Origin of the sequence: Stenotrophomonas sp. PS02289, assembly GCF_029960115.1 — a bacterium.
Lineage (GTDB): Bacteria > Pseudomonadota > Gammaproteobacteria > Xanthomonadales > Xanthomonadaceae > Stenotrophomonas.
Map to the genome: position 1 here is coordinate 1 of NZ_JASCOZ010000023.1, position 26,872 is coordinate 26,872.

The window sequence follows — 26,872 nt, forward strand, 5'->3', positions numbered from 1 at the left end:
CAAAGACCGTGGCCGGGAACCGTTTTGAATCTGCATGCCGTATTGCTATAACAGAAACGCCCCGGCTTTCGCCGGGGCGCTGCCCATTGGAGAGGGGCTGGGCTTAATACTGCGCGGTCAGGGTCACACCCGAGAAGGTGCTGTAGGCCTTCACCCGGACGTGCCAGGTGCCCGCCGCCGGCGCATTGATCGTGCAGGTTTCATTGTTGCCGCTCAGGTACGGACGGCAGTTGTAGACGGTGTCGGTCGGCGCACTGCCCGAACGCACGTACAGGTCCGCATCGCCACTGCCGCCGGCGATGGTCACCTTCAGCTGCGAGGATCCGCTGGGCACCGCCACGGTGTAGGAAAGCGAAGCCCCGCTGGACGCGGACAGCCCGGTTACCGGGACATTGTTCTGCAAGGTGCCCGGGTTCGGGTTGGGATTGCCACCGCCACCCTGCGCGGCGACCACGGCCGCGTCGGCATCGACAATACCGGCACCACAGCCACCCGAGCAGGCACCCGGCAACGGCCGCGCGGTGCTCTTGATGATGCTCTCCACCTGCGCCGGGGTCAGCGCGGTGGTGGCGGCTGCCTGCATCAGCGCGACCACGCCGGCCACATGCGGAGCCGCCATCGAGGTGCCGTTGTAGGACGCGTACGAGGCACTGGCCGGGACCGTGGTGCCGCTGTTGAGGGTCGACAGGATGCTCGCGCCCGGGGCCGAGATGTCGATGCCGGTGCCGTAGTTGGAGAAGCTGGCGCGCGCGCCGGCCGAGGTGGTGGCGGCCACCGCGATCACGTTCGGGCAGTTCGCCGGCACCGCCGAGGACACGTTGGTGTTGCTGTTGCCGGCGGCAACGACCACCGTGGTACCGCGGGAAACGGCCCCGTTGATGGCGTTCTGGTAGGTGGTCGAGCAGCTGCCGCTGCCGCCGAGCGACATGTTGATCACTTCGGCCGGGTTGGCATTGGCCGGCACGCCGCTGACGGTACCGCCGGATGCCCACACGATGGCGTCGGCGATGTCGGAGGTGTAGCCGCCGCACTTGCCGAGCACGCGCACCGGCACGATCTTGGCATTGAACGCGGTACCGGCCACGCCGACGGCGTTGTTGGTCACCGCGGCGATGGTGCCGGCCACGTGGGTGCCGTGCCAGCTGGAGTTCGAGGCCGGGTAGCCGGCGCCACACTCGTTGGCGGCATACCAGTCGCCTTCGTCGTTCGGATTGTTGTCACGGCCGCCGCCATCGCGGGCCATCGCCGCGTCGCTGATGAAGTCGTAGCCGGGCAGGATGTTGGCGTTCAGATCCGGATGGTTGGTGATGCCGGTGTCGATGACCGCGACCACCACGCCGGTGCCGGTGGACTTGTCCCAGGCCGGGCGCACGTTGATGGACGACGCGCTGGTGCCGAAGCCCCACTGCTCGGACAGGCGCGGGTCGTTCGGGGTCAGGGTGTGCTGCATCAGCTGATCGACTTCGACGTATTCCACGTTCGGATCAGCGGCCAGGCGGCGCATCAGCAGTTCGGATTCAGCGGCATCCAGCGGACGGTCCGCCTTCACCACGGTCGGGCCAATGGCCAGGGTACGCAGCTTCTGCAGACCCAGCGCGCGCCCTTGGGCGGCCGGCACGGATGCAGCGGCCGCCTTGAGCGAGCTGGCCAGTGCGGTCGGGTTGGCCACGTCGGTGGCTCCTTCCTTGTACTTGACGATGAAACGCTGGTGGGTGGGCGCAGAAGCCAGACCGCTCAGCTGCACGTCACCGGCAAAGGCCGGCGCGGCCAGCAGCAGGGTCGACAGGACCGAACCACCCAGTACCACCAATGCGCGCTGACGCACACGTTGCTGCGAATCATGAGACATCGGATTTCCCTTTGAACTGAAATGCCGTCGATACGGCGGAAGTCGGTGCGATCCGTTCGCGGTACTGCACTGGCGCGGATCGAACCGTTGAAGCGGACCGGCTCCCCTGAAAAACCGACCGACCCCGGACGCTAGAGGGTTTTCCTGACCCCAAACAACGCTTCAGCGCGATTTCAGTCTTGTGAAAATTCAGAATTGAGACATTCAGGGTCAAAGGTTTGTGAATGTGAAGGAACTTCCGTACGGCATTCGAGTCTGCGGTAGGGCAAATCGTGTCCTGTGTCACTGTCTTGCACGCCAGATCCAGGACATTTCTTGCGCGTCAAAGGGTTATGTGTGTTTGGATCGATGTATTCGGAATATCTGCACTAACAGCGGCGCTTCGGTTCATCCGTGCAGGTCCGGCCAACGGGCAACCCCGTTCCGGGACACGCCGTAAACCCGTCCATGGGGGCTCGGCGAAAACATCCATGTTTTCGACGGTCCCTCCAGGGGTCACCCGTCGGCCGGCCCTCGATGGTGGGCCGCGATGCGGTTCGAACCACAACTGCCAGAGCCCGTGTCGATTCAGGGTCATGCGTTACAGGACGTTGGGGGTTTCAGTGCCGTCGTCTATCGACCGACGCTACCAGGCCGGGACCGTGCACGGGTTTTGATTTTCGATGGCCACCGACACGCTGTCGTGGCGGGTCGGGGTGGGCTGGAGGGGGCGTGAGCCGCATGGATGCGGCGATCGAGCTTACATGGACGCACTTGCAGCGTCCCCCGGAACGCCCATTCCGAGCCGCCAAACCAGGGAATCGATGACCACCGGCTGTTCGCCACAAACCAACAGCAGCCGGGCAGAGCCCGGCTCTACGGGGTGGTTGCAACCGCAGCGGGGCAGGTGTGGGCCGGAACAAAAAAAGCCCGCCTGGTTGCAGGCGGGCTTTTCGGGAGACCAGCTTGGGTGCGGGTCAGGCGTCCAGGCGGACCAGCCAGTTGTGACGGTCCGGCAGGCGGCCGTATTGGATGTCGGTCAGTTCCTTGCGCAGCGACATCGTCACTTCGCCGGCCGGGGCGTTGATGTCGCCGACCGAGAAGCCATCGCCCTTCAGCTGGCCGATCGGGGTCACCACCGCCGCCGTGCCGCAGGCGAACACTTCGGCGATCTCGCCCGACGCCACGCCGTCCTTCCACTCGTCGATGGTGACCTTGCGCTCCTCGACCTTCATGCCACGGTCGCGGGCCAGCTGCAGGATGCTCTCGCGGGTGATGCCTTCCAGGATGCTGCCCGACAGCGCCGGGGTCACCAGGGTGCCGTCCTTGTAGACCAGGAAGACGTTCATGCCGCCCAGTTCTTCCAGGTACTTGCCCTCGACCGGATCCAGGAACAGGACCTGCGAGCAGCCCTGCGCCTGCGCCTTCTGCTGCGGCAGCAGGGACGCGGCATAGTTGCCGCCGCACTTGGCCGCGCCCGTGCCGCCCTTGGCCGCACGTGCGTATTCGGTCGACAGCCAGATCGACACCGGGGCCACGCCCTTGGCGAAGTACGGACCTGCCGGGCTGGCGATCACGTAGTAGCCCGCCTTGTGCGCGCCACGCACGCCCAGGAAGGCTTCGTCGCCGATCATGAACGGACGGAAGTACAGGCTCGACTCATCGGCCGACGGCACCCACTGCGCGTCCACCGCGATCAGCTGCTTCAGCGATTCGACAAAGATCTCCACCGGCAGCTCCGGCAGCGCCAGGCGCTGCGCCGAACGCTGCAGGCGACGGCCGTTGGCGTCCGGGCGGAAGGTCCAGATCGAGCCGTTGGCATGGCGGTAAGCCTTGATGCCTTCGAAAATTTCCTGCCCGTAATGCAGCACCGCCGCCGCCGGATCCAGCTGCAGCGGGCCATAGGCACGCACGTTGGCGTTGTGCCAGCCGGTGTCCTTGTCCCAGCGGACCTCCACCATGTGATCGGTGAAGTGCAGGCCGAAGCCCGGCTTCTCCAGGATCTGGGCGCGCTGCTCGGCGCTGCGCGGGTGGTCCGAACGGGTGACGGCGAAGCTGGGATTGGACTGGGACACCGGGAGTTTCCTGTTCTGGGTTGCAGTTGCGGCGGTTACAGCATGCCGGTTTCGAGGCGTGCGGCCTCGGACATCATATGTTTGCCCCACGGCGGGTCGAACACCAGCTCGACGTCCGCCTCGGCGATGGTCGGGATCATTTCCAGCTTGCTGCGGACGTCATCGACCAGGATGTCGCCCATGCCGCAGCCGGGCGCGGTCAGGGTCATTTTGACGTCCACCTCGCGCTGGCCGTCGTCCAGATGCTTGAGGTCCACCTCATACACCAGGCCCAGATCGACGATGTTGAACGGGATTTCCGGGTCGAAGCAGGTGCGCAGCTGCTGCCACACCAGCTTTTCCACCTCCTCGTCGGAGGCGTCGGCGGGCAGTTCCAGCGGTGCCGGGGCCTCCTTGCCGATCGCGTCGCCGTCCTTGCCGGCAATACGGAACAGATTGCCTTCGACAAACACGGTATAGCTGCCGCCCAGCGCCTGGGTGATGTAGCCATAGCTGCCAGCCGGCAAGGTGACCGTTTCGCCCTGCGGGACCATCACGGCCTCGCAATCGCGCTCGAAGTGGACAGGTTCGCTGCTACGGGAGTACATGCGTTCAATATGGGGCTGCGGACGGTGCCGCTCAAGGTGACCATTTTAGCCCAGTGGCCGGTCGCGCGCCGTCCCGCGCCCAAGCCGGTATCCTGTGGTCATTCACAGGAAGATTGCATGCCACCCACCCCCGTTTCTGCCCGATCCGTGAACTGGCTCTGGCCTTTGATGCTGCTGATCGCACTGGTTGCCGCCGTACTGCTGTGGTGGTTCGTGGCCCTGGCCAGCGGCCGCCAGGCCGGCTGGATGGCCATTTTTGCCGCCCTGGAGCTCGCCTTCATGCTGCGCCTCGGCGCGCTGCGCACGCCCTGGCTGCGGATCAGCCTGACCGTGCTGGGGACCCTGCTGGTGGCCGTCGTGGCCAACTGGGCCATCGCCGCCTCCTATATGGGCGGCTCGCTGGGGCTGGTGCCGTGGGAATCAGCGTTGCGTATGGGGCCACATCTGGCCTGGACGCTGATGCAGCTGGCCAACGGGGCGGCTGAGGTGATCTGGCTGGGAGTGGCCCTGGTCGTCGGGTGGTTTGTCGCCCGGTGATGTATCCGGAAGGCCGGCCAACGGCCGGCGCTACCGGAAGGTGGGCCGGCCTTTAGTGGCCGCCGTCCAGGGCTTTCAATTCACTGACGAGCGCGCTTGCAGCGCCCGCCCCGTCGCCGTACAGCATGCGGGTGTTGTCGGCGTAGAACAGCGCATTCTCGATGCCCGCAAAGCCGGTGCCCTTGCCACGCTTGATCACCACCACGTTGCGCGCGTTGACCACGTCCAGGATGGGCATGCCATAGATCGGGCTGGACGGATCGGTGCGGGCGACCGGGTTGACCACGTCATTGGCCCCGATTACCAGCGCCACGTCGGTGGTGGGGAATTCGGGATTGATGTCGTCCATGTCCGCGATCAGGTCATACGGGACGCCGGCTTCGGCCAGCAGCACGTTCATGTGCCCGGGCATGCGTCCGGCCACCGGGTGGATGGCGAACTTCACCTTCACGCCGCGATCGATCAACCGTTGCGCCAGCTCCCAGATCTTGTGCTGGGCCTGCGCGACCGCCAGTCCGTAGCCGGGCACGATCACCACGCGCTCGGCGAAGGCCAGCATCGCGGCCACGTCGCTGGCCTCGATCGGCTTCTGCGCGCCGGTGATCTCCTGCCCGGCCCCGCCGCCCCCGAAGTTGGAGAACAACACGCCGCTGATCGGCCGGTTCATCGCCTTGGCCATCAGCCGGGTCAGCAGGATGCCGGCGGCACCGACCATCATGCCGGCGATGATCAACGCCTCGTTGCCCAGCACGTAGCCTTCAAAGGCCACCGCCAACCCGGTGAACGCGTTGTACAGCGAGATCACCACCGGCATGTCGGCCCCGCCGATCGGCAGGGTCATCAGCACGCCCAGGGCCAGCGCCACGACAAAGAAAGCAATGATGGCGACCGGACTGAGACTCACCGCCGCCCACACGCCCAGCCCCAGCATGGCCACCGCCACCGCCAGGTTGAACACCTGCTGGCCGGGGAAGGTCACGCGCCGGTCCAGGCGGCCGTCCAGCTTGGCCCAGGCAATGATCGAGCCGGACAGCGAAACCGCACCGATGGCCGAGCCGATCACCGCCAGCGCCAGCACCGTGGTCGATGGCTGGCGTGCGGCCAGGTCGGCGATGGCCTGGGCGCTCCAGTGGGTGGTATCGCGATTGACCAGGAACGAGAAGCGCAGCAGCTCGACCGCACCGATGGCCGCGGCCGAACCGCCGCCCATGCCGTTGTAGAGGGCCACCATCTGCGGCATGTCGGTGATCGCCACCCGCTTGGCTGACCACCACGCCACGCTCGTGCCCAGGGCCACCGCGACCAGGATCAGCGGGACGTTGTGCAGTTCGGGCAGGAAGAAAGTGGCCACGGTGGCGATCAGCATGCCCACACCGGCCCAGCGGATGCCGCTGCGCGCGGTGAGCGGCGAGGCCATGCGCTGCAGGCCCAGCAGGAACAGCGTGGCGGCCACCAGATAACTGGTCTGCACACCCCAGTGCAGCAATTGCGCGGAACTCACGCTCACGGGGTCTTCTCCGTGTCAGCGCGCTTGGCGCTGGGCTTGAACATGTCCAGCATGCGCTCGGTGACCACGTAGCCGCCCGCCGCGTTGCCCGCTCCCAGTACCACGGCGATGAAGCCGATGATCTTTTCCAGCGGGGTCTGTGCATGTCCCAGCACCACCATCGCGCCAATCAGCACGATGCCGTGGATGAAATTGGAACCGGACATCAGCGGGGTGTGCAGAATCACCGGCACCCGCGAAATGATCACATGGCCGGCGATGGCAGCCAGCATGAAGATGTACAACGCCACGAACCCGTCGCTCATTGCCGTGTCTCTCCCAGGCGGATATCCCGTGGCCCATCATAACCACGGGCTTAACGGAACTGTGCGCCGGTCAACCAACGCCCTGCTGGTGCGTTGTCACGGTATCCCCCACGCGAGCGCTACCCTGTGCTGGTGAGTCCGTCCCTGCCGCCCCAGATCTCTGAAGCCGACGCCGCGCTGCCGGTGTCGCTGGATGCGTTCCTGGCCGGCATCGGCCCGCGCGCCTTCCGCTTTGCCGAAGCCGGCCTGCGCCAGCGCGACGACGCGCTGGATGCCGTGCAGGACAGCATGCTGCGGATGCTGGCCTACCGCGAGAAGCCTGCCGCCGAATGGTCGCCCCTGTTCTGGAGCATCCTGCGCCGGCGCGTGGTCGACCTGCAGCGCCGCCGCAGCTTCCGGCTGCGGTTCTGGCGCAGCAGCGACGAGGCCGCCGGCGACCACGACATCGACTGGGCCGACAGCGGCCCCGGCCCTGCCCAGGCCCATGAGCAACGCGAGCAGTACGCGCAGCTGGTGCAGGCCCTGCGCGCACTGCCGGCGCGTCAGCGCGAGGCGTTCACCCTGCGCGTGCTGCAGCAGTTGGACGGGGCCACCACCGCCGCCGCCATGGGCTGCAGCGAGGGCGCGGTCAAAACACATCTTTCGCGCGCCCGCCAGGCGCTGCAGGAACATCTGGAGATTGCACTGTGAGCCGTTCGCCTCTTCCCCTTCCCGACGACACCGCGCTGCAGCAGCTGCACGCGCAGGCGCTGGACCAGCTGTCGCCGGCCACCCTGGCCCGGCTGCGTGCGGCCCGCCATGCGCCGGCCCGCCAACACCGCGCGCACGGCTGGTGGCTGGCCACGGCCTGCTCAGCGGTGGTGGCGCTGGGCCTGGGTTACAGTTTCACCGCACACCCACCGGCAGCGCCGCCGGCCGCGGTCGCCGCCAGCACGCTGGAGGACGGTGGCGAACTGCTGGACGAGAATCCGGACATGTACGTATGGCTGGGCACCACCGACCTGGCGATGGAGTAATCATGAAACTGCAGACCACTCTTGCCCTGGTGCTGTTGTCGCTGAGCGCCAGCAGCTGGGCACAGACCACCGCGCTGCCCGAATGGGACGCGTTGACGCCGCAGCAGCGTGAGGCCCTGATTGCACCGCTGCGCGACCGCTGGAACAACTCCGCGGCTCCACAGCGCGAGCGCATGCTGCAGCACGGGCAACGCTGGCAGAACATGACCCCGGAGCAGCGCGAGCTGGCCCGGCGCGGCCGTCACCGCTTTGAGAACATGACCCCGGAACAGCGCGAGCAGGCGCGGGTGTTGTTCGCGCAGATGCGCAGCATGACGCCCGAGCAGCGCGAGGCGTTGCGTGCGCGCTGGGGGAAGATGACCCCGGAGCAGCGGCAGGAATGGTTGAAGGCCAATGCGGTGAAGGGCGGTCCGGCACCGCGTTGACGCGCATGCCGCGTCAACTCACCCAGCCACCCACCGCGTTTTGGCCAGCAGCTCATCGTCCCAGTCGAACGCAATCGCGCCGTCCTTCACGAACAACGCCACGAAGTTGTACAGGTTGCGCGCGTACATCTCGCTCGCATGCACCGCGCCCTGACTGGCCAGATTCAACGGACCGTCGACGACCACCCCACCCACGTCCACCGTTTCCCCCGGGCGCGTTGCTTCACAGTTGCCGCCGGTCTCCGCGGCCAGATCCACCAGCACGCTGCCGGGGCGCATGCCTTCGACCATGGCCTGGGTGATGATCTTCGGCGCGGGTCTTCCGGGTACCGCTGCCGTGCAGATCACCACATCGATCAGTCGCAGATGCTCGCCGAGGCGACGCTGCTGTTCTGCGCGCTCCTCGTCGGTCAAGGCGCGGGCGTAACCGCCCTCACCCGCCGCACTGACGCCGAGGTCAAGGAACTTGCCGCCGAGTGATTCGATCTGCTCGCGGGTTTCCGGGCGCACATCGAAGCCTTCCACCTGCGCGCCCAGCCGGCGTGCGGTCGCGATCGCCTGCAGGCCTGCCACGCCAGCGCCCACGACCAGCACGCGCGAAGGCCGGATGGTGCCAGCGGCGGTGGTGAGCATGGGGAAGAAGCGCGGCGCGCGCTGCGCGGCAATGAGCGTGGCCTTGTAGCCGGCCATACCCGCCTGTGAGCTGAGCACGTCCATCGACTGCGCGCGGGTGGTGCGCGGCAGGCGCTCCAGCGGAAACACCTGCAGACCTCGCGACTGCATCGTCGCCGCGCGCAGACTGTCGGCCTGCGGCTGCAGCATGCCAACCAGGGTGCTGCCCAGCTTCAGCTGGTTCAGCCAGACGGTCTCCGGAGCCTGCACGCACAGCACGATGTCGGCCTGGCTGGCACGGATGTCATCGGCCAGCTGCGCACCGGCGTCCAGGTAGGCCTGATCGGTGAAGCCCGCGCCCAGACCGGCACCGGGTTCGACCCAGACGGTGGCCCCGAGCGCGGCCAGCTTGCGCGCCGTTTCCGGCGTCAGCGCCACCCGGCGTTCGCCCGGCGCGCGTTCCTTCACCCCCAACACCTCGACAGCCATGCGTGTCCCATGAGTAGTGGTTCGTCCGACGGATCGTAACCTGCTGGGAAGCGGCGTAGGGTGCCGCATGGAACGGCAACGGCAGAAGCATGCGTTGTTTCGAGGTCATGCGTTACCGGGTGTTGGTTGTTTCAGGGCCGTCGTCTGTCGACCGACGCTACCTGGCCGCGCGTGCTTTTGATCTTCGATGGCCACCGACCTACTGTCGTGGCGGGTCGGGGTGGGCTGGAGGGGGCGTGAGCCGCATGGATGCGGCGATCGAGGCTACAGGGACGTACTTGCGCCGTCCCCCGGAACGCCCATCCCGAGCTGCCAAACCAGGGAACCTGTGGCCATCGGCTGTTCGCCAACAGCCAACAGCAGCCGGGCAGAGCCCGGCTCTACGGAGCGTGTGTCATCGCAATCGCAAGGAGGGCGAGGGTCAGTGGACCGTCGCGCCCTTGGTGTCGAGGCGGTCGATGACGCCCTGCATGGCGCTGTCGAAGGCACCGTCGTCCACGTGCGGGCGCAGGCGGCCGAGGCGGACCATGACCGCCAGTTCTTCCGGCGAGGCCACGCAGAAACGGACGCCGCGACGGTTCACGAACAACAGACGCGAGGAGATCGGGCTCACCCACGACAACTTGCCGGCCTGCACCTTGCCGTCCTTGTCGACGAAATCCAGCCAGCTGCCGATTTCCATGCCGCGGAAACGGTCCGCGTCGGCATTGTCGAAATCGGTGACGTCGACCTTGCCTTCCAGTTCCACGCCGCCTGCATCCGCCGCCGGTGGAGCCGGCAGCACCACCTGCGGCAGTTCGGGCAGCGCGCGCTCCAGCTCCGGACGCGATTCTGCAATCGCCTGCAGCGTGTCGTGCAGCGCATCGATCGCCGCCGTCGCCGCATCGGCATGCACACCCACGCTGGCAAACACCTTGCGCAGTACCGGCTGCCAGGCCTGCAACCACGGCTTGCCGACGATCTGACGGCGCGCCTCGGCTACTTCTTCCAGCATGCCATCCGCCAGTGCCAGCGCTTCGCTCACCGAGGCACCATCGTCGCCCTCGCGCAGCACCGCCAGGGTCAGATGGTGCTGCCACGGCTGACGCAGGAATTCGTCGATCGCCTGCGGCAGGTGCTGGTCTTCCACCCGCCATTCCAGCTCACTGGCCGCGCGCGTGCGCGCCACTTCCAGCTTTTCCTGGCCGCGCTGTGTTTCCGCGGCCCGGCGCTCGGCGATTTCAATGCGACGACGGTGCTGGGACAGGAAGTCGCGGAATTCTTCTTCCAACGTGAGGAAGATCGCCAGGTTCTCATTGAACTCGGCCACCAGCCGCTCGATGATTTCCTCGACCTTGCCCATCAACACGCGTTCGGCCTGGCTCTCGCCGGTGTTGCCTTCGCAGGCCTCGGCCAGCGAGTTCAGCAGCTTGCGTGCCGGATGGGTCTTCTGCACGAACATGCGGCGGTCCAGCATCGCCACCTTCACGAACGGCACCACCAGTCGGCCGATCAGCTCACGCGAGCGCCCTTCCAGATCGCGCTCGTCCAGCATCACGTCAAACAGCATGCCGACCAGGTCGATCGCATCTTCATCCTGCGGATCCAGGCGCGCCTGTGCCGGATCGACGCCCAGCTGGGTCGCGCTGGACAGCACTTCGCTCTTCAGCCGCTGCGCCAGCGACTCGCCGTCCTCGCCAATGGCCGCACGCAGGGTCGCGCTCGGCGTGGCCTGCAGCAGCGACAGCACCGACATCATTTCGCGCTGGCTCAACGGGCGCTGCTGGCCCACGGCGACGCTGGCCGCCGAGGTCGCGTCCTCGCGGACATGCCGGGTCTGCTGCAGAAGTTCATGCAGCGCTTCCAGCAGCATGCCCTGGTTGTTGTTCATGCCTTCGGCTTCGCCGGCTTCCTGGTAGGCCGCCTGGGCCGACTGCATGCGGCCGCGACTGGCGGCCCAGCGGTCGGCGAAACGCCGCGCCCACGCCGGGGCCGAGCCGTCATCACCCCGCGCCGGCGCTTCCGGATCCAGCGCCTCGACCAGTTCGTCAAGCTCGTTGCGGGGTGCCGGCGGACGCGGCGCAGGCTTGCGCGGCGCGGCGATCTGCGGCATCACACCCGCCGCCGCCAGCTGCTCGTCCAGCTTTTCATAACGCTTGCCGATGGGACCGTGCAGGTCGCGCTCGCACAATTTGATCAACACCAATCGCACTTCCGGGGCCAGTTCGCAGTCGGCAAACGCCTCATGGATGGCCACACCAATATGTTCAGGACTGACCGGGTTGGTGTCGGCGTTCAGTTCCAGGCCGCCGGCAATCCAGCCCAGGCGGCGGTCCAGGCGCGCCAGCACCGGCTTCCAGTCGCGTAACAGCACCACGGCGAAGTTGCGGACCGCCAGACGCGATTCCAGCACATGCTCGGGGACCAGGCTCAGGCCGCCCTCAACCGGTCCGGCCAGGGTGGTTTCCGCCGACAGCGGCTGCCCCTGCTCCAGCGAATCCCAGGCCAGCGCCAGGTGTGCGCGGAAGCCGGCCACGATGTCCTCACGGCGGCGGCGCAGTTCGCGCATACCGTCCAGGAACAGCAGCTGCGACGCGCCGGCATTGCTGGCGCGGTCGAACAGGACGTCATCGAAGCGGGCAAGCACGGTCGCAAACGACTCGACCAGCCCCGGCAGGGCGGCCTCGCGAGCGAGCTTGAGCAGGGCCGGATCACGGCCGGGCTGCCCCATGACATTGGGCGTGGCGATCATGCGAAAAGGCTCCCCACCTTCCCAGAGTCGGAATGCAGCATGGATGCACCGGATACCGGTGCCCCCCAGGCACCCGCACGCGGATGGTAGATCGGCGCACCGGTCGGGGACAGTGAAACAGTCCTCACTTCTAACCTCACAACCGGGTACCGGCAGGCCTTGTATCGTAAGGCCAGTGCCACTCGGAAGCGAGTACAGGAGTGTGAAGGGATGGGTTTCATTAAGTGATGTGCATCACGCTTCGTCGCAAATGGCACACAGTTGCCCAAAACCAGCGTCACAAAGCGCCACGACTATAATTTCCTTCTTGTGAAAATCCTTTGAGTCCCATGCCCGAATCCCCCGCGCTGCAAGCCCTGGACGCCCGTCGTTCGGTTCCCGCCCTGCAGTTGACCACCCCCGGTCCCGACCATGAAACCCTGCTGCGGATGCTGGCTTCGGCCGTCCGCGTGCCCGATCACGGCAAGAAGGTGCCGTTCCGCTTCCTGAGCATCCAGGGTGACGCACGTCACACTCTGGGAGCCTTCCTGGCGGAGCGCAGCCGCGCGCGCGACCTGAATGCGTCAGAGGCCCAGGTCGAGAAGGACCGCCTGCGTTTTTCGCACGCACCGCTGATCGTGACCGTCATCACCAGCCCCTCGCCCAGCCCGAAGGTGCCGGAGCAGGAGCAGTTGATGACCGCCGGCTGCGTCTGCTTTGCCCTGCTGCAGGCCGCCCAGGCGATGGGCTTTGGCGCGCAGTGGCTGACCGCCTGGATGGCCTTCGACCCGGCCGTGCACGCCCACCTGGGACTGGCCGCGCATGAGGGCATTGCCGGTTTCATTCATATCGGCACGCCCAAAACCGAGGTGCCCGAGCGTGAGCGCCCCGATCCGGCCGCCCTGCTGCAGGACTGGGTGGGCGGATGATCCAGGCTCCGCCAGCGCTGGCCGTGCGCCCGCCGCTCTATCTGGTCGATGCCAGCCTGTACGTGTTCCGGGCCTGGCACTCGATGCCCAATGAGTTCCAGGACCAGCAGGGCTGGCCGACCAACGCCGTGCACGGGTTTGCCCGCTTCCTGCTGGACCTGCTGGAGCGCGAACGTCCGCAGCACATCGTGGTGGCCTTCGACGAGGCCCTGGACAGCTGCTTCCGGCACCGTCTGTACACCGCCTACAAGGCCAACCGTGATCCGGCCCCCGAGGAGCTGCGCCGTCAGTTCGCGCACTGCAAGGCGCTGTGCATGGCGCTGGGCCTGAGCGTGCTGGCCCACCACGAATACGAAGCGGATGACCTCATTGGCAGCGCCCTCCACGCCAGCCGCCCCGGCGGCATGCGCGGGGTGATCATTTCCGCCGACAAGGACCTGTCGCAGCTGCTGCACGAGCACGACGAGCAGTGGGACTACGCACGCAACCAGCGCTGGGGCATGGCCGGAGTGAAGGCGCGCCACGGCGTGCAGGCGCATCAGATTGCCGATTACCTGGCCCTGTGTGGCGACGCCGTGGACAACATTCCGGGCGTGACCGGCGTGGGCGCGAAGTCGGCGGCGGTGCTGCTGGCCCACTTCGGCAGCCTGGACACCCTGTATGAGCGCCTGGACGAAGTGCCGTTCCTGCGCCTGCGCGGTGCGGCACAGATGGCGGTGCGGCTGCGCGAACAGCGCGAGCACGCGCTGCTGTGGCGGCAGCTGACCACCATCGCGCTGGATGCGCCGCTGGATGGAGCCGATGGCGGCTTCGGCCGCGGTAGTGCCGACGCGCAGATGCTGCAGGGCCTCTGTGATGCGCTGCGCTTCGGCCCGCTCACCCGCCGCCGGCTGTTCAGCGCGGGCGGCCTTTCCGATTCCACTTCTGTTGCCAACGAGTTCGCATGAGCCATAACACCCAAGCCCCGAAAGTCGTTTACGAAGGCAAATATCAGCGCATGGTGGTGCGCGGCACGTGGGAGTACAGCGAGCGCACCCATGCCGGCGGACTGGCAGCGATCATCATCGCCGTCACCCCGGACGACCAGGTGCTGTTCGTGGAGCAGTTCCGTGTGCCGCTGCAGGCCCTGACCATTGAAATGCCGGCCGGGCTGGTCGGTGACATCGAGGCGGGCGAGTCGATCGAAGCATCGGCGGTGCGCGAGCTGGAAGAAGAAACCGGCTGGACCGCCGACCACGCCGAGGTGTTGATGATCGGCCCGACGTCCTCCGGTGCCAGCAGCGAACGGATCGCCTTCGTACGGGCCACCGGGCTGCGCCAGGTCGGTGCCGGCGGTGGCGATGACAGCGAGAACATCACCGTGCATGCGATTCCGCGTGCGCGCGCGGCGGCGTGGCTGGTGGAGAAAATGAACGCGGGCTACCAGCTGGACGCCAAGCTGTGGGCGGGCCTCTGGATGATCGAACACCACCTGGATGGCACGCCGCGTGGCTGACACCGGTACTTCTCCGCTTCCCGCGTTGCTGGGTGCGGATGACCCCGCGGTCTACACGGTGCATCGCCCGCAGGGTCGTTCGCCGTTCGTGCTGCTGGCCGATCACGCCGGGCAGGCGGTCCCCGCCGCGCTGGGCGGATTGGGCCTGCCGCAGTCCGAACTGGACCGCCACATCGGCTGGGACATCGGCATCGCCGGCACCACCCGGGCGCTGGCCGAGCGGTTGGATGCGTGGGCGATCGAGCAGACCTATTCGCGGCTGCTGATCGACTGCAACCGGCCGCTGCAGTCGCCGACGCTGATTCCGGAAACCAGCGACCACACCCGCATTCCGGGGAACGTGGCATTGAGCGACGCGCAGCGCCAGCAGCGCATCGATGCGATCCACGCGCCGTACCACGCGAAGATCGAGGCTGAGCTGGAGGCGCGTCGTACGCAGTCACGCCCGACCCTGCTGGTGATGATGCACAGCTTCACGCCGTCGATGAACGGTTTCGAGCGTCCGTGGCATGCCGGTGTCCTGTACCACCGCGACACGCGTTTCGCGCATGCGCTGCTGCAGGTACTGCGCGACGAGGGTGACCTGGTAGTCGGTGACAACGAACCGTACTCGGTCAGCAGCACCAGTGATTACGCGGTGCCGGTGCACGGCGAGGGCCGCGAGCTTGTGCACGTAGAGCTGGAGATCCGCCAGGATCTGATCGCTGATGCCGCCGGACAAATCGCCTGGGCAGAGCGCTTGGCGCGGGTGTTTCGCGCACTGGAGCCGCGGTTGTTGCAGTTGGCTTGATTGCGGGCGCTACGTGGAGCCGGGCTCTGCCCGGCTGCTGTTGGTTTTTGGCGAGCAGCCGGTGTTCACGGCATCCCTGGTTTGGCGGCTCGGGATGGGCGTTCCGGGGGACGCTGCAAGTACGTCCCTGTAAGCTCGATCGCCGCATCCATGCGGCTCACGCCCCCTCCAGCCCACCCCGACCCGCCATCGACAGATGGTCAGTGGCCATCGAAGATCGAAACCGCACAGCCATCGTGCCGGTTGGATTTCTCGGGGCATGTGGGCCTGGTAGCGTCGGTCGACAGACGACGGCCGTGAAATCCCCAACATTCGTTAACGCATGACCCCGGATCAACACCGCCGTTGATCTGGCATTTCCCATGGCCACCGATCATCTGTCGAAGGTGGGTCGGGGTGGGTTTGCGGGACCGTCAAAAACATGGATGTTTTTGACGAGCCCCCATGGACGGGTTTACGGCGTGTCCCGCAAACCCATCCCGACCCGCCAAACCAGTGATCCGGTGAACCGAGGGCTGTTCGCACGAATCCAACAGCAGCCGGGCAGAGCCCGGCTCTACGGAGATCGTGCAATCACATGCAGGAAGTGCAATCAGCCTGCGAATCGATCGGTGGCGCGTACCAGGGCATCGATGTTCTCTGCCTCGAACGCCGAGTGACCCGACGCCGGTGAGATCTCCAGCGTGGATTTCGGCCAGGCCTTGTGCAGTTCCCAGGCGTTCTGCAGCGGGCACACCACGTCGTAGCGGCCGTGCACGATCACGCCCGGGATGTCGGCGATACGGTGCGCGTCGCGCAGCAGCTGGTCTTCGACCTCGAAGAAGCCGCCGTTGACGAAGTAGTGGTTCTCGATGCGCGCGAACGCCAGGGCGAAATGCGGGTCTTCATGGCTGTTCACGAAGTCGGCGTCCACATGCAGGAAGCTGGTCGCGCCTTCCCACACGCTCCACGCCTTGGCCGCTGCCAGACGGGTCGCTTCATCTTCGCTGGTCAGGCGGCGATGGAACGCCGAAATCAGATCGTGGCGCTCGACCGCCGGAATCGGAGCCAGGTAGTGCTCCCATGCGTCCGGGAACAGACGGTTCGCGCCTTCCTGGTAGAACCATTCCAGTTCCCAGCGTCGCAGCATGAAGATGCCCCGCAGCACCAGCTCGGTCACCCGCTGCGGGTGGGTCTGTGCGTAGGCCAGCGCCAGGGTCGAACCCCAGCTGCCACCGAACACCTGCCAGCGGTCCACCTTGAGGTGCTCGCGCAGCTTTTCGATGTCCGCCACCAGATCCCAGGTGGTGTTGTCCACCAGGTCCGCATGCGGGGTCGAACGGCCTGCGCCGCGCTGGTCGAACAGAATGATCCGGTACTTGGCCGGGTCGTGGAACTGGCGCATCTTCTCGCTGCAGCCGCCACCCGGCCCCCCGTGCAGCATCACCACCGGCTTGCCGTTCGGGTTGCCGCACTGCTCAAAGTACAGCGTGTGGCGGTCGTCGACCTTCAGGCTGCCAACGTCATAGGGGGTGATCGCGGGGTACAGCGTGCGCATGGGCGATAGCTCCAGAAGAGTGAAACACTGGCCGCCATTCTAGCCCCGTGTCCCGACTACGGCCGGCGCCCCAGACTCACCCGGTCCCGGTGTTCCAGATCCGTCGCCGTGCTCACGTTCACGAAGCCCGCCTGCTCCAGCAGCGCGCGGATTGCCGGGCCCTGGTCCCAGCCATGTTCGATCAGCAGCCAGCCGCCCTCGACCAGGTGCGCGCCAGCACCGGCCACGATCACCCGGATGTCGTCCAGGCCGTCCGCGCCGGACGCCAGCGCCGTGGCCGGTTCGAAGCGCAGGTCGCCCTGTAGCAGGTGCGGATCATCGGCCGCGATGTACGGCGGATTGGTTGCGATCAGGTTGAAACGCTCACCCGCCAGCGGTGCGTACCAAGGCCCCTGGGCGAACCGCACATTGTCCAGCGCGCATCGCGCGGCGTTCGACGCCGCAACCTGCAGCGCGTCCTCGCTCATGTCCGTGGCCAGCACCTGCGCCTGCGGCCGCTCGCTGGCCAAGGCCAGCGCGATCGCGCCGCTGCCGGTGCCCAGGTCGGCCACACGCAGGGCCCGGTCCGGCGGCAGGCGCTCCAGTGCCAGCTCGACCAGCAGTTCGGTTTCCGGGCGCGGTATCAGGGTGGCCGGGGTGACCGCCAGGTCCAGGGTCCAGAAGCCGCGCCGGCCCAGCAGGTAGGCCACCGGCTCGCCGTCGATCCGGCGCTGCAGCAGCTGCCGGAACGCGGCCTCGGCCGGTGCATCCACGGGGTCGGTGGCGTGTGCGAACAGCCAGCTGCGTTCCTGCCCGAGCACGTGCAACAGCAGCAGCTCAGCCTCGTGCCGGCCCTCCACGCCGGGCAGCCGTGCAGCCGCTTCGGCCAGCAGCTGGCGAATCTCAAGAGGGTGCGCGACGGTCATGGCGGGCCCGGAACAGAAGGTTGCGCAGTGTAGGTCAGGTTGCGGTCGGGTTCAGCCGCGTCGCCCCGACCATTTACGCCATCTATCAACGCGATACACCCCGTTGATGCTCAAGTCATTGAATTGAAAGATATCCAACCCCATCTTGATCAACCAGCGCGGAACGCTCTGACGCCGCATAGATAGACGCTATCTATCGAAAACCAACAAATCAATTGATTTCACTAATCGACCCGAGACCGGTAGTCTTTACCCATCGCTTTCACCCCGCCCTTCATCCAAGAGGAACATCGATGTCGCTCATCAACACCCAGATCCAGTCGTTCGAAGCCAATGCCTACCAGAACGGCGAATTCATCAAGGTTTCCGACGCCAGCCTGAAGGGCCAGTGGTCCGTCCTGATCTTCATGCCGGCCGCCTTCACCTTCAACTGCCCGACCGAAATCGAAGACGCCGCTGACCACTACGCCGAGTTCAAGAAGGCCGGTGCCGAGGTCTACATCGTCACCACCGACACCCACTTCTCGCACAAGGTGTGGCACGAAACCTCGCCGGCCGTCGGCAAGGCCCAGTTCCCGCTGGTCGGCGACCCGACCCACAAGCTGACCCGTGCGTTCGGCGTCCACATTGAAGAAGAAGGCCTGGCCCTGCGCGGCACCTTCATCATCAACCCGGAAGGCGTGATCAAGACCCTGGAAATCCATTCCAACGAGATCGCCCGTGACGTCTCCGAGACCCTGCGCAAGCTGAAGGCTGCCCAGTTCACCGCCGCCAACCCGAACCAGGTCTGCCCGGCCAAGTGGAAGGAAGGCGAAAAGACCCTGACCCCGTCGCTGGACCTGGTCGGCAAGATCTAAGCCGGCAGCTTCCAGGCCGTTTTCATCCCCATTCCCGTTTCGACGGGAGTGGGGGTGAACCCAAGCGGGTGCCAACGCGCCCGCTTCGGTTCACCCCCATGTCGCGCTGATGCACCCGTGGGGCGCGTCGACGCTGTCTGCTTGCCTGAATCAAGGAGTATTTCGATGTTGGATGCCAACCTCCAGTCCCAGCTGAAGACCTACCTGGAACGCGTCACCCGCCCGATCCAGATCACGGCGCACGCGGATGACAGTGCCAAGTCGCAGGAAATGCTCGAGCTGCTCGAGACGCTGACCACGCTCTCCTCGCAGATCAGCCTGGAGGTGCGTCGCGACAGCGCCGAGCGCACCCCGTCGTTCGCTCTGGGCACGCCGGGCCAGGACATCCACCTGGCCTTCGCCGGCCTGCCGATGGGCCACGAGTTCACCTCGCTGGTGCTGGCCCTGCTGCAGGTCGGCGGTCACCCGTCCAAGGCCACGGCCGAGCTGATCGAACAGGTCCGCAACCTGGACGGCGACTACCGCTTTGAAACCTATTTCTCGCTGTCCTGCCAGAACTGTCCGGACGTGGTCCAGGCGTTGAACCTGGCCGCAGTGCTCAATCCGCGCATCCAGCACGTGGCGATCGACGGTGGCCTGTTCCCGGCCGAGGTGGAAGCGCGCCAGATCATGTCGGTGCCCACGATCTACCTCAACGGTGAAGTGTTCGACCAGGGCCGCATGACCCTGGAGCAGATCGTCGCCAAGCTCGACACCGGTGCGTCCAAGCGCGATGCCGAGAAGATCGCGACCAAGGCCCCGTTCGACGTGCTGGTGGTGGGCGGCGGCCCGGCCGGTGCCGCAGCGGCGATCTATGCCGCACGCAAGGGCATCCGTACCGGCGTGGCGGCCGAGCGCTTCGGCGGCCAGGTGCTCGACACCATGGCGATCGAGAACTTCATCTCGGTCAAGGAAACCGAAGGTCCGAAGCTGGCCACCGCGCTGGAACAGCACGTGCGCGAGTACGAGGTGGACATCATGAACCTGCAGCGCGCCACCGCGCTGGTGCCGGCCGGCGACGATGGACTGGTCGAAATCAAGCTGGAAAACGGTGCGTCGCTGAAGTCGCGCTCGGTGATCCTGTCCACCGGCGCACGCTGGCGGCAGATGAACGTGCCCGGCGAAGACCAGTATCGCAACAAGGGCGTGGCTTACTGCCCGCACTGCGATGGTCCGCTGTTCAAGGGCAAGCGCGTGGCGGTGATCGGCGGTGGCAACTCCGGCGTCGAGGCCGCGATCGACCTGGCCGGCATTGTCGCGCACGTGACCCTGCTGGAATTCGACGACAAGCTGCGCGCCGATGAAGTGCTGCAGAAGAAGCTGCGCAGCCTCGGCAACGTCACCATCATCACCAGCGCGCTGACCCAGGAAGTGCTGGGCGACGGGCAGAAGGTGAGCGGACTGGTCTACCAGGACCGCGTCGGCGGCGACGCACACCGGGTCGAACTGGAAGGCATCTTCGTGCAGATCGGCCTGCTGCCCAACACCGAGTGGTTGAAGGACAGCGTGGCGCTGTCGCCGCGCGGCGAGATCCTGATCGATGACCGTGGCCAGACCAACCTGCCCGGCGTGTTCGCCGCAGGCGATTGCACTACCGTACCCTATAAGCAGATCATCATCGCGATGGGGGCCGGTTCAACGGCTGCACTGAGCGCGTTTGATCACCTCATCCGCACGTCGGTTCCCAAGAGCAGCGGCGCGGTCGCCGAAGCGGCCTGAAACGGCAGGTTCCCGGTTCGCCGGGAACCTGTTCCTGGAGGTGCAAGGAAATGAACCTGCGTGACCTGAAGTACCTGGTGGCGCTCGCCGAGCACAAGCATTACGGCAAGGCGGCCGCGGTCTGCCATGTCAGCCAGCCGACCCTCTCCACCCAGTTGCGCAAGCTCGAAGACGAACTGGGCGTGCCGCTGGTCGAACGCGGTTCGCGCAAGGTGATGCTGACCCACGCCGGCCTGGAAGCGGCGACGCGCGCGCGGGTAATCGTGGCCGAGATCGACGAATTGAAAGAAGCCGCGCGGCGCGCGCGCGATCCGGAGGCCGGCACCGTGCGCCTGGGCATCTTCCCGACCCTCGGCCCCTACCTGCTGCCTCACGTCATTCCCGGCATCCGCAAGCGCTATCCGCACCTGGAACTGCTGCTGGTCGAGGAAAAGAGCGACGAACTGCTGAACCGGCTGCGCGATGGCCGGCTGGATGCCGCGCTGCTCGCATTGCCGGTCGACGACGACAGTCTGCATGCGGAATTCCTGTTCGAGGAACCCTTCCTGCTGGCGGTATCGAGCAAGCATCCGCTCGCCGGTCGCGACCATCTGGACGCGGAGGAGCTGTCCACCCAGCGCCTGCTGCTGCTGGAAGACGGCCACTGCCTGCGCGACCAGGCGCTGGCGGTATGCCGCATGTTCGGGGCCAACGAGAAATCCGAATTCCGCGCCACCAGCCTGGAGACGCTGCGCCAGATGGTGGCCGCTGATGTCGGCATCACCCTGCTGCCGACGCTGGCGGTCAAACCGCCGGTCCCGCGTTCAGACAGCATCCACCTGCTCGACTTCAAGGGCCCGGGCCGCCCCAGCCGGCGCGTGGGCATGGTCTGGCGACGCAGTTCGGCGATGAACGACTTCCTGGACCAGCTGGCCCGGCAGTTCAAGCAGCTGCCGGACGAACTGCTCACGCTGGCCAGCGAAGACCGCCTGCCCCCTGCCGCTGTGGTTGCGGCACCGGCCGTCGCAGCGAACTGAACCCGACGTATCGACCGGGGCTGGCCCCCGGTCGATTCCTTCTCCGTTACATCGCACAATAGAACCCGGGCGGTGCCAGCAGGCACCGCCTTTTGCTTGTGCCTTTTCCATTAACAAGGAGTGTCATATGTCTTCCTCCAGCGGCCTGCCGCCCTCGATCACCGTCTCCAGCCACGACATGGACCGCCTGGACGCCATGCTCGAAGCACCCGCCATTGCCCAGTCCCCCGCCGGCCAGGCCCTGGCCCAGGAACTCAACCGTGCGACCGTGGTGGCGCCGGAACAGATGCCGCAGGGCATCGTCATGATGCATTCGCGCGTGGAATGCGAAGATGAGCTGCACGGCGACAAGCACGTGCTGACGCTGGTCTATCCGCGCGAAGCCAACGTCGACGAAGGCAAGGTGTCGATCCTTGCGCCGGTCGGCACCGCTTTGCTGGGCCTGGCCGTGGGCCAGTCCATGGACTGGGACGCACCGGGTGGGCGCAAGCTGCGCCTGCGGGTGACCGCAGTCCACAATGAAACCCCGAACTGATCGCATGGCGGGGAGCGTCTGCCGCGCAACGCGCCGCCCCCACCGCACCCTTTGAAGCCCTTGAACCAGGAGTGACCATGAGCACCGCAACGCCGTCCAAACTCACCCAGCTGCGCGACCTGTCCGTCGTGGTGGCCGACACTGGCGACTACGACGCGATCAAGCGCCTGAAGCCGGTCGACTGCACCACCAATCCGACCCTGGTCAAAAAGGCGCTGGACCTGCCGGTGTATGCGGAGCTGATCGAGCGCGAACTGGCGTGGGGCCGTGAGCAGCAGGGCGAGCGCGAGACCATCGTGCACGCCGTGGCCGACCGGCTGACGGTGGGCGTGGGCACGCTGCTGAGCACGCTGGTACCGGGCCGCGTTTCCACCGAAGTGGATGCCGACCAGGCCCACAATGTGGAGGCCACGGTGGCCAAGGCACGCCAGTTCATCGCCATGTACGAAGCGGCCGGCGTGCCGCGCAGCAAGGTGCTGATCAAGATCGCCGCCACCTGGGAAGGCGTGGAAGCCGCGCGCCAGCTGCAGGCCGAGGGCATCGACTGCAACCTGACCCTGATCTTCAACCCGACCCAGGCCCTGGCCTGCAGTGAAGCCGGTGCCTTCCTGATCTCGCCGTTCGTCGGCCGTATCCTGGACTGGTACGTGGCCAATGGGCAGACCCCGGCCAACATCGACGAAGACCCGGGCGTGGTGTTCGTGCGCGGCGTGTACGCTGAATTCAAGCGCCGTGGTTCGGCCACGGTGGTGATGGGCGCTTCGTTCCGCTCCACCGCGCAGATCGAAGCGCTGGCCGGCTGCGACCGCCTGACCATTTCGCCGGACCTGCTGGAAAAGCTCGACGCCGACCACGGCGACCTGCCGCGCAAGCTGTCGCCGGGTGCGGCCGATGCCGCTGCCGTGACGCCGATTGACGCCGCGCGCTTTGCCGCCGATCTGGCCGCCGACCCGATGGCCACCGAGAAGCTGGCCACCGGTATTGAAGCGTTCGCGAAGGACCTGGAAGCGCTGCGCCAGACCATCCGCGAGCGGCTGTAAGTTCGCGCGAACAGCGGCGTTTCGAGTGTTCCGTGCGGGGAGGCCAACGAGCAGCCCCGTTCCGCGACACGCCGTGAACCCATCCATGGGGGCTCGTCAAAAACATCCATGTTTTTGACGGTCGCTCCAGGGGCCACTCGCTGGCCTCCCCCGATGGTTCAGCGCGATGCGGATCGCAACGGCCCATTTCGATGTGGGGTCATGCGTTACCGGGTGTTGGATGTTTCACGGCCGTCGTCTGTCGACCGACGCTACCGAGCCGCTTCCGCGCGTGCTTTTGATCTTCGATGGCCACCGACACACAGTCGATGGCGGGTCGGGGTGGGCTGGAGGGGGCGTGAGCCGCATGGATGCGGCGATCGAGCTTACATGGACGTACTTGCAGCGTCCCCCGGAACGCCCATCCCGAGCCGCCAAACCAGGGATGCCGTGAATACCGGCTGTTCGCCAAAAACCAATAGCAGCCGGGCAGAGCCCGGCTCTACGTCACGCGCCCACCCCGATCGGGCAGCTGACACCGGTGCCGCCGATGCCGCAGTAACCGTTCGGGTTCTTGGCCAGGTACTGCTGGTGGTAGTCCTCGGCGTAGTAGTACTCCGGGGCCGGGAACTCGATTTCGGTCGTGATCGGGCCGTAGCCGGCGTCGTTCAACCGCTGCTGGTAGGCGTCGCGGCTGGCGATGGCGGCGTCGAGCTGGGCCTGGCTGGTGGCGTGGATCGCCGAGCGGTACTGGGTGCCGGTGTCGTTGCCCTGACGCATGCCCTGGGTCGGGTCATGGCTTTCCCAGAACACCTGCAGCAGCTCGGACAGGCTGATCACTGACGGGTCATAGACCACTTCAACGATCTCGGTATGGCCGGTCAGGCCCGAGCAGACCTCTTCATAGGTCGGGTTCGGGGTCACCCCGCCGGCATAGCCCACCGAGGTGCTGTACACCCCCGGCAGCGTCCAGAACTTGCGCTCCGCGCCCCAGAAGCAGCCCATGGCGAAGCGGATCCGCTCCTTGCCGGCGAAGCTGTCTTTCAGCGGATGGCTGTTCACGAAGTGCTGATTGTGCAGCGGCAACGGGTGCTCGCGGCCTGGCAGGGCCTCTTCCGGGCGCGGCAGGCGCTGCTTGAAGGCACCGATTCCGAGCAGCTTGGACACTCCCAACATGGCGTTCTCCTAGGCCGGTAACAGGCCGGCGTCTTCGTCTGAATCCCATATGGGGGCGTCAGCGGGACCGGCCAAGTCGAGCCCTGCAACGATCTGTGCCGCCTCCGGGGCGGCCAGGTCCGGCACGCACACCCGCAGCACCCCGAACAGCGGCAGCTCGCCCATCCCGCCCAGCAGCTGCTCGCCGAACACGAAGGCCGGAATGCCGGCGTCTTCCAGCGCGTGCTTGACCAGATGGGCGTCGAACAGGTTGTCGGCCTTGTAGATGACGTGCATGGGCGGGCCTCGGAGACAGGTGCAGTCCAGCATACGCCGCCGATGTGAACGGGAGCGGGGACATACCCCATGGGCCGGCCAACGGCCGGCGCTACCGGGTCCTGCGGTAGACTATCGATCTTTCTGTCTACCGCCCAGCGCACCATGTCCGAGCCTACTGCCGCCCCCACCGACGCCCTTCCGGAAACCCACGAAAAGCGCGATTTCATCCGCCAGATCGTGCGTGAGGACCTGGCCAGCGGCAAGCACCAGGCGATCAAGACCCGCTTCCCGCCCGAACCCAATGGCTACCTGCATATCGGCCATGCCAAGTCGATTTGCCTGAACTTCGGCATCGCCGGCGAGTTCAGCGGTGTCTGCAACCTGCGCTTCGACGACACCAACCCGGCCAAGGAAGACCCCGAATACGTCGCCGCCATCCAGGACGACGTGCGCTGGCTGGGCTTTGAGTGGAACGAACTGCGCCACGCCTCGGACTACTTCGACGCCTACTACCTGGCCGCGCAGAAGCTGATCCGCGACGGCAAGGCCTATGTCTGCGACCTGTCGGCCGAGGAAGTGCGCGCCTACCGCGGCACCCTGACCGAACCGGGCCGTCCTTCGCCGTGGCGCGACCGCAGCGTGGAAGAGAACCTCGACCTGTTCGCACGCATGCGCGCCGGTGAATTCGCCGACGGTGCCCGCACCGTGCGCGCGAAGATCGACATGGCCAGCGGCAACATCAACCTGCGCGACCCGGCGATCTACCGCATCAAGCATGTGGAGCATCAGAACACCGGCAACGCCTGGCCGATCTACCCGATGTACGACTTCGCCCACGCACTCGGCGACTCCATCGAAGGCATCACCCATTCGCTGTGCACGCTGGAGTTCGAAGACCACCGCCCGCTGTACGACTGGTGCGTGGACAACGTCGACTTCGCCCACAGCCCCGACCTGACCCAGCCGCTGGTCGACCGCGGCCTGCCGCGCGAAGCCGCCAAGCCGCGCCAGATCGAATTCTCGCGTCTGAACATCAACTACACCGTGATGAGCAAGCGCAAGCTGATGGCGCTGGTCACCGAACAGCTGGTGGACGGCTGGGACGACCCGCGCATGCCGACCCTGCAGGGCCTGCGCCGTCGCGGTTACACCCCGGCCGCGATGCGCCTGTTCGCCGAACGCGTCGGCATCAGCAAGCAGAACTCGCTGATCGACTTCAGCGTGCTCGAAGGCGCGCTGCGCGAAGATCTGGACAGCGCCGCCGCACGCCGCATGGCCGTCATCGACCCGGTCAAGCTGGTGCTGACCAATCTGCCGGAAGGCTTTGAGGAACAGCTGACCTTCAGCAACCACCCCAAGGACGAAGCCTTCGGCAGCCGTTCGGTGCCGTTCGCCCGCGAGGTGTGGATCGACCGCGAAGATTTCGCCGAAGTGCCGCCCAAGGGCTGGAAGCGCCTGGTGCCGGGCGGCGAAGTGCGCCTGCGCGGTGCCGGCATCATCCGCTGCGATGAGGTAATCAAGGACGCCGACGGCACCATCACCGAGCTGCGCGGCTGGCTGGATCCGGAATCGCGCCCGGGCATGGAAGGTGCCAACCGCAAGGTCAAGGGCACCATCCACTGGGTCAGCGCCGTGCACGGCGTGCCGGCGGAGATCCGCCTGTACGACCGCCTGTTCTCGGTGCCCAATCCGGACGACGAATCGGAAGGCAAGACCTACCGCGACTACCTCAACCCGGAATCGCGCCGTACCGTCACCGGCTACGTCGAACCGGCCGCGGCCGATGCCGCGCCGGAACAGTCGTTCCAGTTCGAGCGCACCGGTTACTTCGTGGCCGACCGTCGCGACCACACTGCCGCCGCCCCGGTGTTCAACCGCAGCGTAACCCTGCGCGACACCTGGTCGGCCTGAGAGAACTGTCATGTTGTACGCACAAGTCCATCTGACCCTGCCCGCCTGGATCCACGACCAGATCGATCTCGGCCGTGCCTATCCCAGTGATGAGGCCAAGGTCGCCCTGGCCATCGAGCTGTCGCGCCTGAACGTCGAACACGCCAGTGGCGGTCCGTTCGGTGCGGTGGTGTTCGGCCCCGACCACACCGTGATCGCCGCCGGCGTGAACCGCGTGGTGCCGCACAACACCTCGCTGGCGCACGCAGAAAACATGGCCTACATGCTGGCCCAGCAGCGCCTGCAGACGCCGCGCCTGAACGACGTGCTGGCCCCGATCACCCTGGCCACCTCGTCGCAGCCGTGCTGCCAGTGCTTCGGTGCCACCATCTGGGCCGGCATTGATCGTCTGCTGATCGGAGCCAGTGCCCAGGACGTGGAAGAACTGACCCCGTTCGACGAAGGTCCTCTGCCGGCGGACTGGGTCGGCGAGCTCAACAAGCGCGGCATCGAGGTGGTGCAGGGTCTGCACCGCGACGCTGCGCGCGCGGTGTTGCGCACCTATGGGGAAACCAATGGCGCGCACTACTGATCGCACCGTCATGGGCCGCGGCCG

The 26,872-nt window shown here is 66.4% G+C and carries 26 protein-coding genes; 15 read left to right on the plus strand and 11 right to left on the minus strand.

What is annotated here, in order from left to right; all coding sequences use genetic code 11:
- Positions 1-103 precede the first annotated feature (103 nt).
- The 3 genes from QMX83_RS05420 to sufT all read right to left on the minus strand — a co-directional run bounded on the left by QMX83_RS05420 (position 104) and on the right by sufT (position 4,490).
- A complete protein-coding gene (locus QMX83_RS05420) occupies positions 104-1,849 on the minus strand; it encodes a S8 family peptidase (RefSeq protein ID WP_282295629.1) in 1,746 nt (581 codons plus the stop codon).
- A gap of 956 nt (positions 1,850-2,805) precedes the next feature.
- Complete coding sequence (locus tag QMX83_RS05425; protein ID WP_282295630.1) at positions 2,806-3,903, minus strand: branched-chain amino acid aminotransferase; 1,098 nt, start codon at positions 3,901-3,903, stop codon at positions 2,806-2,808.
- 35 nt (positions 3,904-3,938) lie between these two features.
- Entirely contained in the window at positions 3,939-4,490 is a 552-nt protein-coding gene (gene sufT, locus QMX83_RS05430) for a putative Fe-S cluster assembly protein SufT (RefSeq protein WP_125361306.1), read from the minus strand.
- Between the two features lie 117 nt (positions 4,491-4,607).
- On the opposite strand from sufT, the gene QMX83_RS05435 reads away from it, so the two are divergent.
- Positions 4,608-5,027 carry a hypothetical protein gene (locus QMX83_RS05435; RefSeq protein ID WP_282295631.1) on the plus strand — a complete coding sequence of 140 codons (420 nt, stop codon included), beginning with the start codon at positions 4,608-4,610 and terminating at the stop codon, positions 5,025-5,027.
- A 52-nt stretch (positions 5,028-5,079) separates the two neighbouring features.
- Here QMX83_RS05435 and QMX83_RS05440 read toward each other — a convergent pair whose 3' ends face one another.
- Both QMX83_RS05440 and QMX83_RS05445 read right to left on the minus strand, forming a co-directional pair.
- Positions 5,080-6,534, minus strand: coding sequence for an NAD(P)(+) transhydrogenase (Re/Si-specific) subunit beta (locus tag QMX83_RS05440; protein ID WP_282295632.1), 1,455 nt, complete (start codon positions 6,532-6,534; stop codon positions 5,080-5,082).
- Positions 6,531-6,839: an NAD(P) transhydrogenase subunit alpha gene (locus tag QMX83_RS05445; RefSeq protein WP_282295633.1), complete on the minus strand. Its 309-nt coding sequence runs from the start codon at positions 6,837-6,839 to the stop codon at positions 6,531-6,533. Before QMX83_RS05445 ends, QMX83_RS05440 begins: the two co-directional genes overlap by 4 nt.
- 126 nt (positions 6,840-6,965) lie before the next feature.
- Here QMX83_RS05445 and QMX83_RS05450 point away from each other — a divergent pair, with 126 nt between their 5' ends.
- From QMX83_RS05450 to QMX83_RS05460, 3 genes are read left to right on the plus strand one after another with little or no spacing between them, the layout of a single operon-like run.
- On the plus strand, positions 6,966-7,529 hold the full coding sequence (locus QMX83_RS05450) for an RNA polymerase sigma factor (RefSeq protein WP_282295667.1): 564 nt from the start codon (positions 6,966-6,968) through the stop codon (positions 7,527-7,529).
- Positions 7,526-7,855, plus strand: a complete 330-nt coding sequence (locus QMX83_RS05455) for a hypothetical protein (protein WP_282295634.1) — start codon at positions 7,526-7,528, stop codon at positions 7,853-7,855. The genes QMX83_RS05450 and QMX83_RS05455 overlap by 4 nt, the downstream gene beginning before the upstream one ends.
- Positions 7,855-8,280 (plus strand): DUF3106 domain-containing protein, encoded by a 426-nt coding sequence (locus QMX83_RS05460; protein ID WP_282295668.1) that lies wholly within the window; start codon positions 7,855-7,857, stop codon positions 8,278-8,280. The genes QMX83_RS05455 and QMX83_RS05460 overlap by 1 nt, the downstream gene beginning before the upstream one ends.
- A gap of 18 nt (positions 8,281-8,298) precedes the next feature.
- Here QMX83_RS05460 and QMX83_RS05465 read toward each other — a convergent pair whose 3' ends face one another.
- Both QMX83_RS05465 and QMX83_RS05470 read right to left on the minus strand, forming a co-directional pair.
- Entirely contained in the window at positions 8,299-9,381 is a 1,083-nt protein-coding gene (locus QMX83_RS05465) for an NAD(P) transhydrogenase subunit alpha (RefSeq protein ID WP_282295635.1), read from the minus strand.
- Positions 9,382-9,802: 421 nt separating this feature from the next.
- Positions 9,803-12,112, minus strand: coding sequence for a DUF1631 domain-containing protein (locus tag QMX83_RS05470; RefSeq protein ID WP_282295636.1), 2,310 nt, complete (start codon positions 12,110-12,112; stop codon positions 9,803-9,805).
- Positions 12,113-12,441: 329 nt separating this feature from the next.
- On the opposite strand from QMX83_RS05470, the gene QMX83_RS05475 reads away from it, so the two are divergent.
- The 4 genes from QMX83_RS05475 to QMX83_RS05490 are packed head-to-tail and all read left to right on the plus strand — an operon-like array spanning position 12,442 to position 15,305.
- Entirely contained in the window at positions 12,442-13,020 is a 579-nt protein-coding gene (locus QMX83_RS05475) for a nitroreductase (protein WP_282295638.1), read from the plus strand.
- Positions 13,017-13,967, plus strand: coding sequence for a 5'-3' exonuclease H3TH domain-containing protein (locus tag QMX83_RS05480; RefSeq protein ID WP_282295639.1), 951 nt, complete (start codon positions 13,017-13,019; stop codon positions 13,965-13,967). Before QMX83_RS05475 ends, QMX83_RS05480 begins: the two co-directional genes overlap by 4 nt.
- Positions 13,964-14,515, plus strand: coding sequence for an NUDIX hydrolase (locus tag QMX83_RS05485; protein WP_282295640.1), 552 nt, complete (start codon positions 13,964-13,966; stop codon positions 14,513-14,515). The genes QMX83_RS05480 and QMX83_RS05485 overlap by 4 nt, the downstream gene beginning before the upstream one ends.
- A complete protein-coding gene (locus QMX83_RS05490; RefSeq protein ID WP_282295641.1) occupies positions 14,496-15,305 on the plus strand; it encodes an N-formylglutamate amidohydrolase in 810 nt (269 codons plus the stop codon). Before QMX83_RS05485 ends, QMX83_RS05490 begins: the two co-directional genes overlap by 20 nt.
- 592 nt (positions 15,306-15,897) lie before the next feature.
- Here the strand turns inward: QMX83_RS05490 and pip are convergent.
- Together pip and prmC are read right to left on the minus strand one after the other, a co-directional pair.
- Positions 15,898-16,842 (minus strand): prolyl aminopeptidase, encoded by a 945-nt coding sequence (gene pip, locus QMX83_RS05495; RefSeq protein WP_282295642.1) that lies wholly within the window; start codon positions 16,840-16,842, stop codon positions 15,898-15,900.
- Positions 16,843-16,898: 56 nt separating this feature from the next.
- Positions 16,899-17,747 (minus strand): peptide chain release factor N(5)-glutamine methyltransferase, encoded by an 849-nt coding sequence (gene prmC / locus QMX83_RS05500; protein ID WP_282295643.1) that lies wholly within the window; start codon positions 17,745-17,747, stop codon positions 16,899-16,901.
- Positions 17,748-18,040: 293 nt separating this feature from the next.
- Here prmC and ahpC point away from each other — a divergent pair, with 293 nt between their 5' ends.
- From ahpC to QMX83_RS05525, 5 genes are all read left to right on the plus strand, one after another.
- Positions 18,041-18,604 carry an alkyl hydroperoxide reductase subunit C gene (gene ahpC / locus QMX83_RS05505; RefSeq protein WP_125359973.1) on the plus strand — a complete coding sequence of 188 codons (564 nt, stop codon included), beginning with the start codon at positions 18,041-18,043 and terminating at the stop codon, positions 18,602-18,604.
- A 165-nt stretch (positions 18,605-18,769) separates the two neighbouring features.
- Positions 18,770-20,362, plus strand: coding sequence for an alkyl hydroperoxide reductase subunit F (gene ahpF, locus QMX83_RS05510; RefSeq protein WP_282295644.1), 1,593 nt, complete (start codon positions 18,770-18,772; stop codon positions 20,360-20,362).
- 50 nt (positions 20,363-20,412) lie between these two features.
- A complete protein-coding gene (gene oxyR / locus QMX83_RS05515) occupies positions 20,413-21,378 on the plus strand; it encodes a DNA-binding transcriptional regulator OxyR (protein ID WP_282295645.1) in 966 nt (321 codons plus the stop codon).
- Between the two features lie 127 nt (positions 21,379-21,505).
- Positions 21,506-21,913, plus strand: a complete 408-nt coding sequence (gene rnk / locus QMX83_RS05520; RefSeq protein WP_282295646.1) for a nucleoside diphosphate kinase regulator — start codon at positions 21,506-21,508, stop codon at positions 21,911-21,913.
- A gap of 77 nt (positions 21,914-21,990) precedes the next feature.
- Positions 21,991-22,953, plus strand: a complete 963-nt coding sequence (locus QMX83_RS05525; RefSeq protein ID WP_282295647.1) for a transaldolase — start codon at positions 21,991-21,993, stop codon at positions 22,951-22,953.
- Positions 22,954-23,439: 486 nt separating this feature from the next.
- Here QMX83_RS05525 and msrA read toward each other — a convergent pair whose 3' ends face one another.
- Positions 23,440-24,090 (minus strand): peptide-methionine (S)-S-oxide reductase MsrA, encoded by a 651-nt coding sequence (msrA, locus tag QMX83_RS05530; RefSeq protein ID WP_282295669.1) that lies wholly within the window; start codon positions 24,088-24,090, stop codon positions 23,440-23,442.
- A 27-nt stretch (positions 24,091-24,117) separates the two neighbouring features.
- On the minus strand, positions 24,118-24,384 hold the full coding sequence (locus tag QMX83_RS05535; protein ID WP_282295648.1) for a DUF2007 domain-containing protein: 267 nt from the start codon (positions 24,382-24,384) through the stop codon (positions 24,118-24,120).
- Between the two features lie 144 nt (positions 24,385-24,528).
- Between QMX83_RS05535 and QMX83_RS05540 the strand changes: the two genes are divergently transcribed.
- Both QMX83_RS05540 and QMX83_RS05545 read left to right on the plus strand, forming a co-directional pair.
- On the plus strand, positions 24,529-26,277 hold the full coding sequence (locus QMX83_RS05540; RefSeq protein ID WP_282295649.1) for a glutamine--tRNA ligase/YqeY domain fusion protein: 1,749 nt from the start codon (positions 24,529-24,531) through the stop codon (positions 26,275-26,277).
- A 10-nt stretch (positions 26,278-26,287) separates the two neighbouring features.
- Complete coding sequence (locus QMX83_RS05545) at positions 26,288-26,848, plus strand: nucleoside deaminase (RefSeq protein ID WP_282295650.1); 561 nt, start codon at positions 26,288-26,290, stop codon at positions 26,846-26,848.
- The last annotated feature ends 24 nt before the right edge of the window (positions 26,849-26,872 follow it).

Excerpts from the sequence above, each read along its gene's own strand:
- rnk (WP_282295646.1), top strand. The coding sequence starts at position 21,506 with ATGTCTTCCTCCAGCGGCCTGCCGCCCTCGATCACCGTCTCCAGCCAC.
- sufT (WP_125361306.1), bottom strand. The coding sequence starts at position 4,490 with ATGTACTCCCGTAGCAGCGAACCTGTCCACTTCGAGCGCGATTGCGAG.
- QMX83_RS05420 (WP_282295629.1), bottom strand. The coding sequence starts at position 1,849 with ATGTCTCATGATTCGCAGCAACGTGTGCGTCAGCGCGCATTGGTGGTA.
- ahpC (WP_125359973.1), top strand. The coding sequence starts at position 18,041 with ATGTCGCTCATCAACACCCAGATCCAGTCGTTCGAAGCCAATGCCTAC.
- QMX83_RS05470 (WP_282295636.1), bottom strand. The coding sequence starts at position 12,112 with ATGATCGCCACGCCCAATGTCATGGGGCAGCCCGGCCGTGATCCGGCC.
- QMX83_RS05435 (WP_282295631.1), top strand. The coding sequence starts at position 4,608 with ATGCCACCCACCCCCGTTTCTGCCCGATCCGTGAACTGGCTCTGGCCT.
- pip (WP_282295642.1), bottom strand. The coding sequence starts at position 16,842 with ATGCGCACGCTGTACCCCGCGATCACCCCCTATGACGTTGGCAGCCTG.
- prmC (WP_282295643.1), bottom strand. The coding sequence starts at position 17,747 with ATGACCGTCGCGCACCCTCTTGAGATTCGCCAGCTGCTGGCCGAAGCG.
- QMX83_RS05485 (WP_282295640.1), top strand. The coding sequence starts at position 13,964 with ATGAGCCATAACACCCAAGCCCCGAAAGTCGTTTACGAAGGCAAATAT.
- oxyR (WP_282295645.1), top strand. The coding sequence starts at position 20,413 with ATGAACCTGCGTGACCTGAAGTACCTGGTGGCGCTCGCCGAGCACAAG.
- QMX83_RS05445 (WP_282295633.1), bottom strand. The coding sequence starts at position 6,839 with ATGAGCGACGGGTTCGTGGCGTTGTACATCTTCATGCTGGCTGCCATC.
- QMX83_RS05525 (WP_282295647.1), top strand. The coding sequence starts at position 21,991 with ATGAGCACCGCAACGCCGTCCAAACTCACCCAGCTGCGCGACCTGTCC.
- QMX83_RS05535 (WP_282295648.1), bottom strand. The coding sequence starts at position 24,384 with ATGCACGTCATCTACAAGGCCGACAACCTGTTCGACGCCCATCTGGTC.
- QMX83_RS05490 (WP_282295641.1), top strand. The coding sequence starts at position 14,496 with ATGGCACGCCGCGTGGCTGACACCGGTACTTCTCCGCTTCCCGCGTTG.
- QMX83_RS05475 (WP_282295638.1), top strand. The coding sequence starts at position 12,442 with ATGCCCGAATCCCCCGCGCTGCAAGCCCTGGACGCCCGTCGTTCGGTT.
- QMX83_RS05545 (WP_282295650.1), top strand. The coding sequence starts at position 26,288 with ATGTTGTACGCACAAGTCCATCTGACCCTGCCCGCCTGGATCCACGAC.
- QMX83_RS05480 (WP_282295639.1), top strand. The coding sequence starts at position 13,017 with ATGATCCAGGCTCCGCCAGCGCTGGCCGTGCGCCCGCCGCTCTATCTG.
- QMX83_RS05465 (WP_282295635.1), bottom strand. The coding sequence starts at position 9,381 with ATGGCTGTCGAGGTGTTGGGGGTGAAGGAACGCGCGCCGGGCGAACGC.
- ahpF (WP_282295644.1), top strand. The coding sequence starts at position 18,770 with ATGTTGGATGCCAACCTCCAGTCCCAGCTGAAGACCTACCTGGAACGC.
- QMX83_RS05540 (WP_282295649.1), top strand. The coding sequence starts at position 24,529 with ATGTCCGAGCCTACTGCCGCCCCCACCGACGCCCTTCCGGAAACCCAC.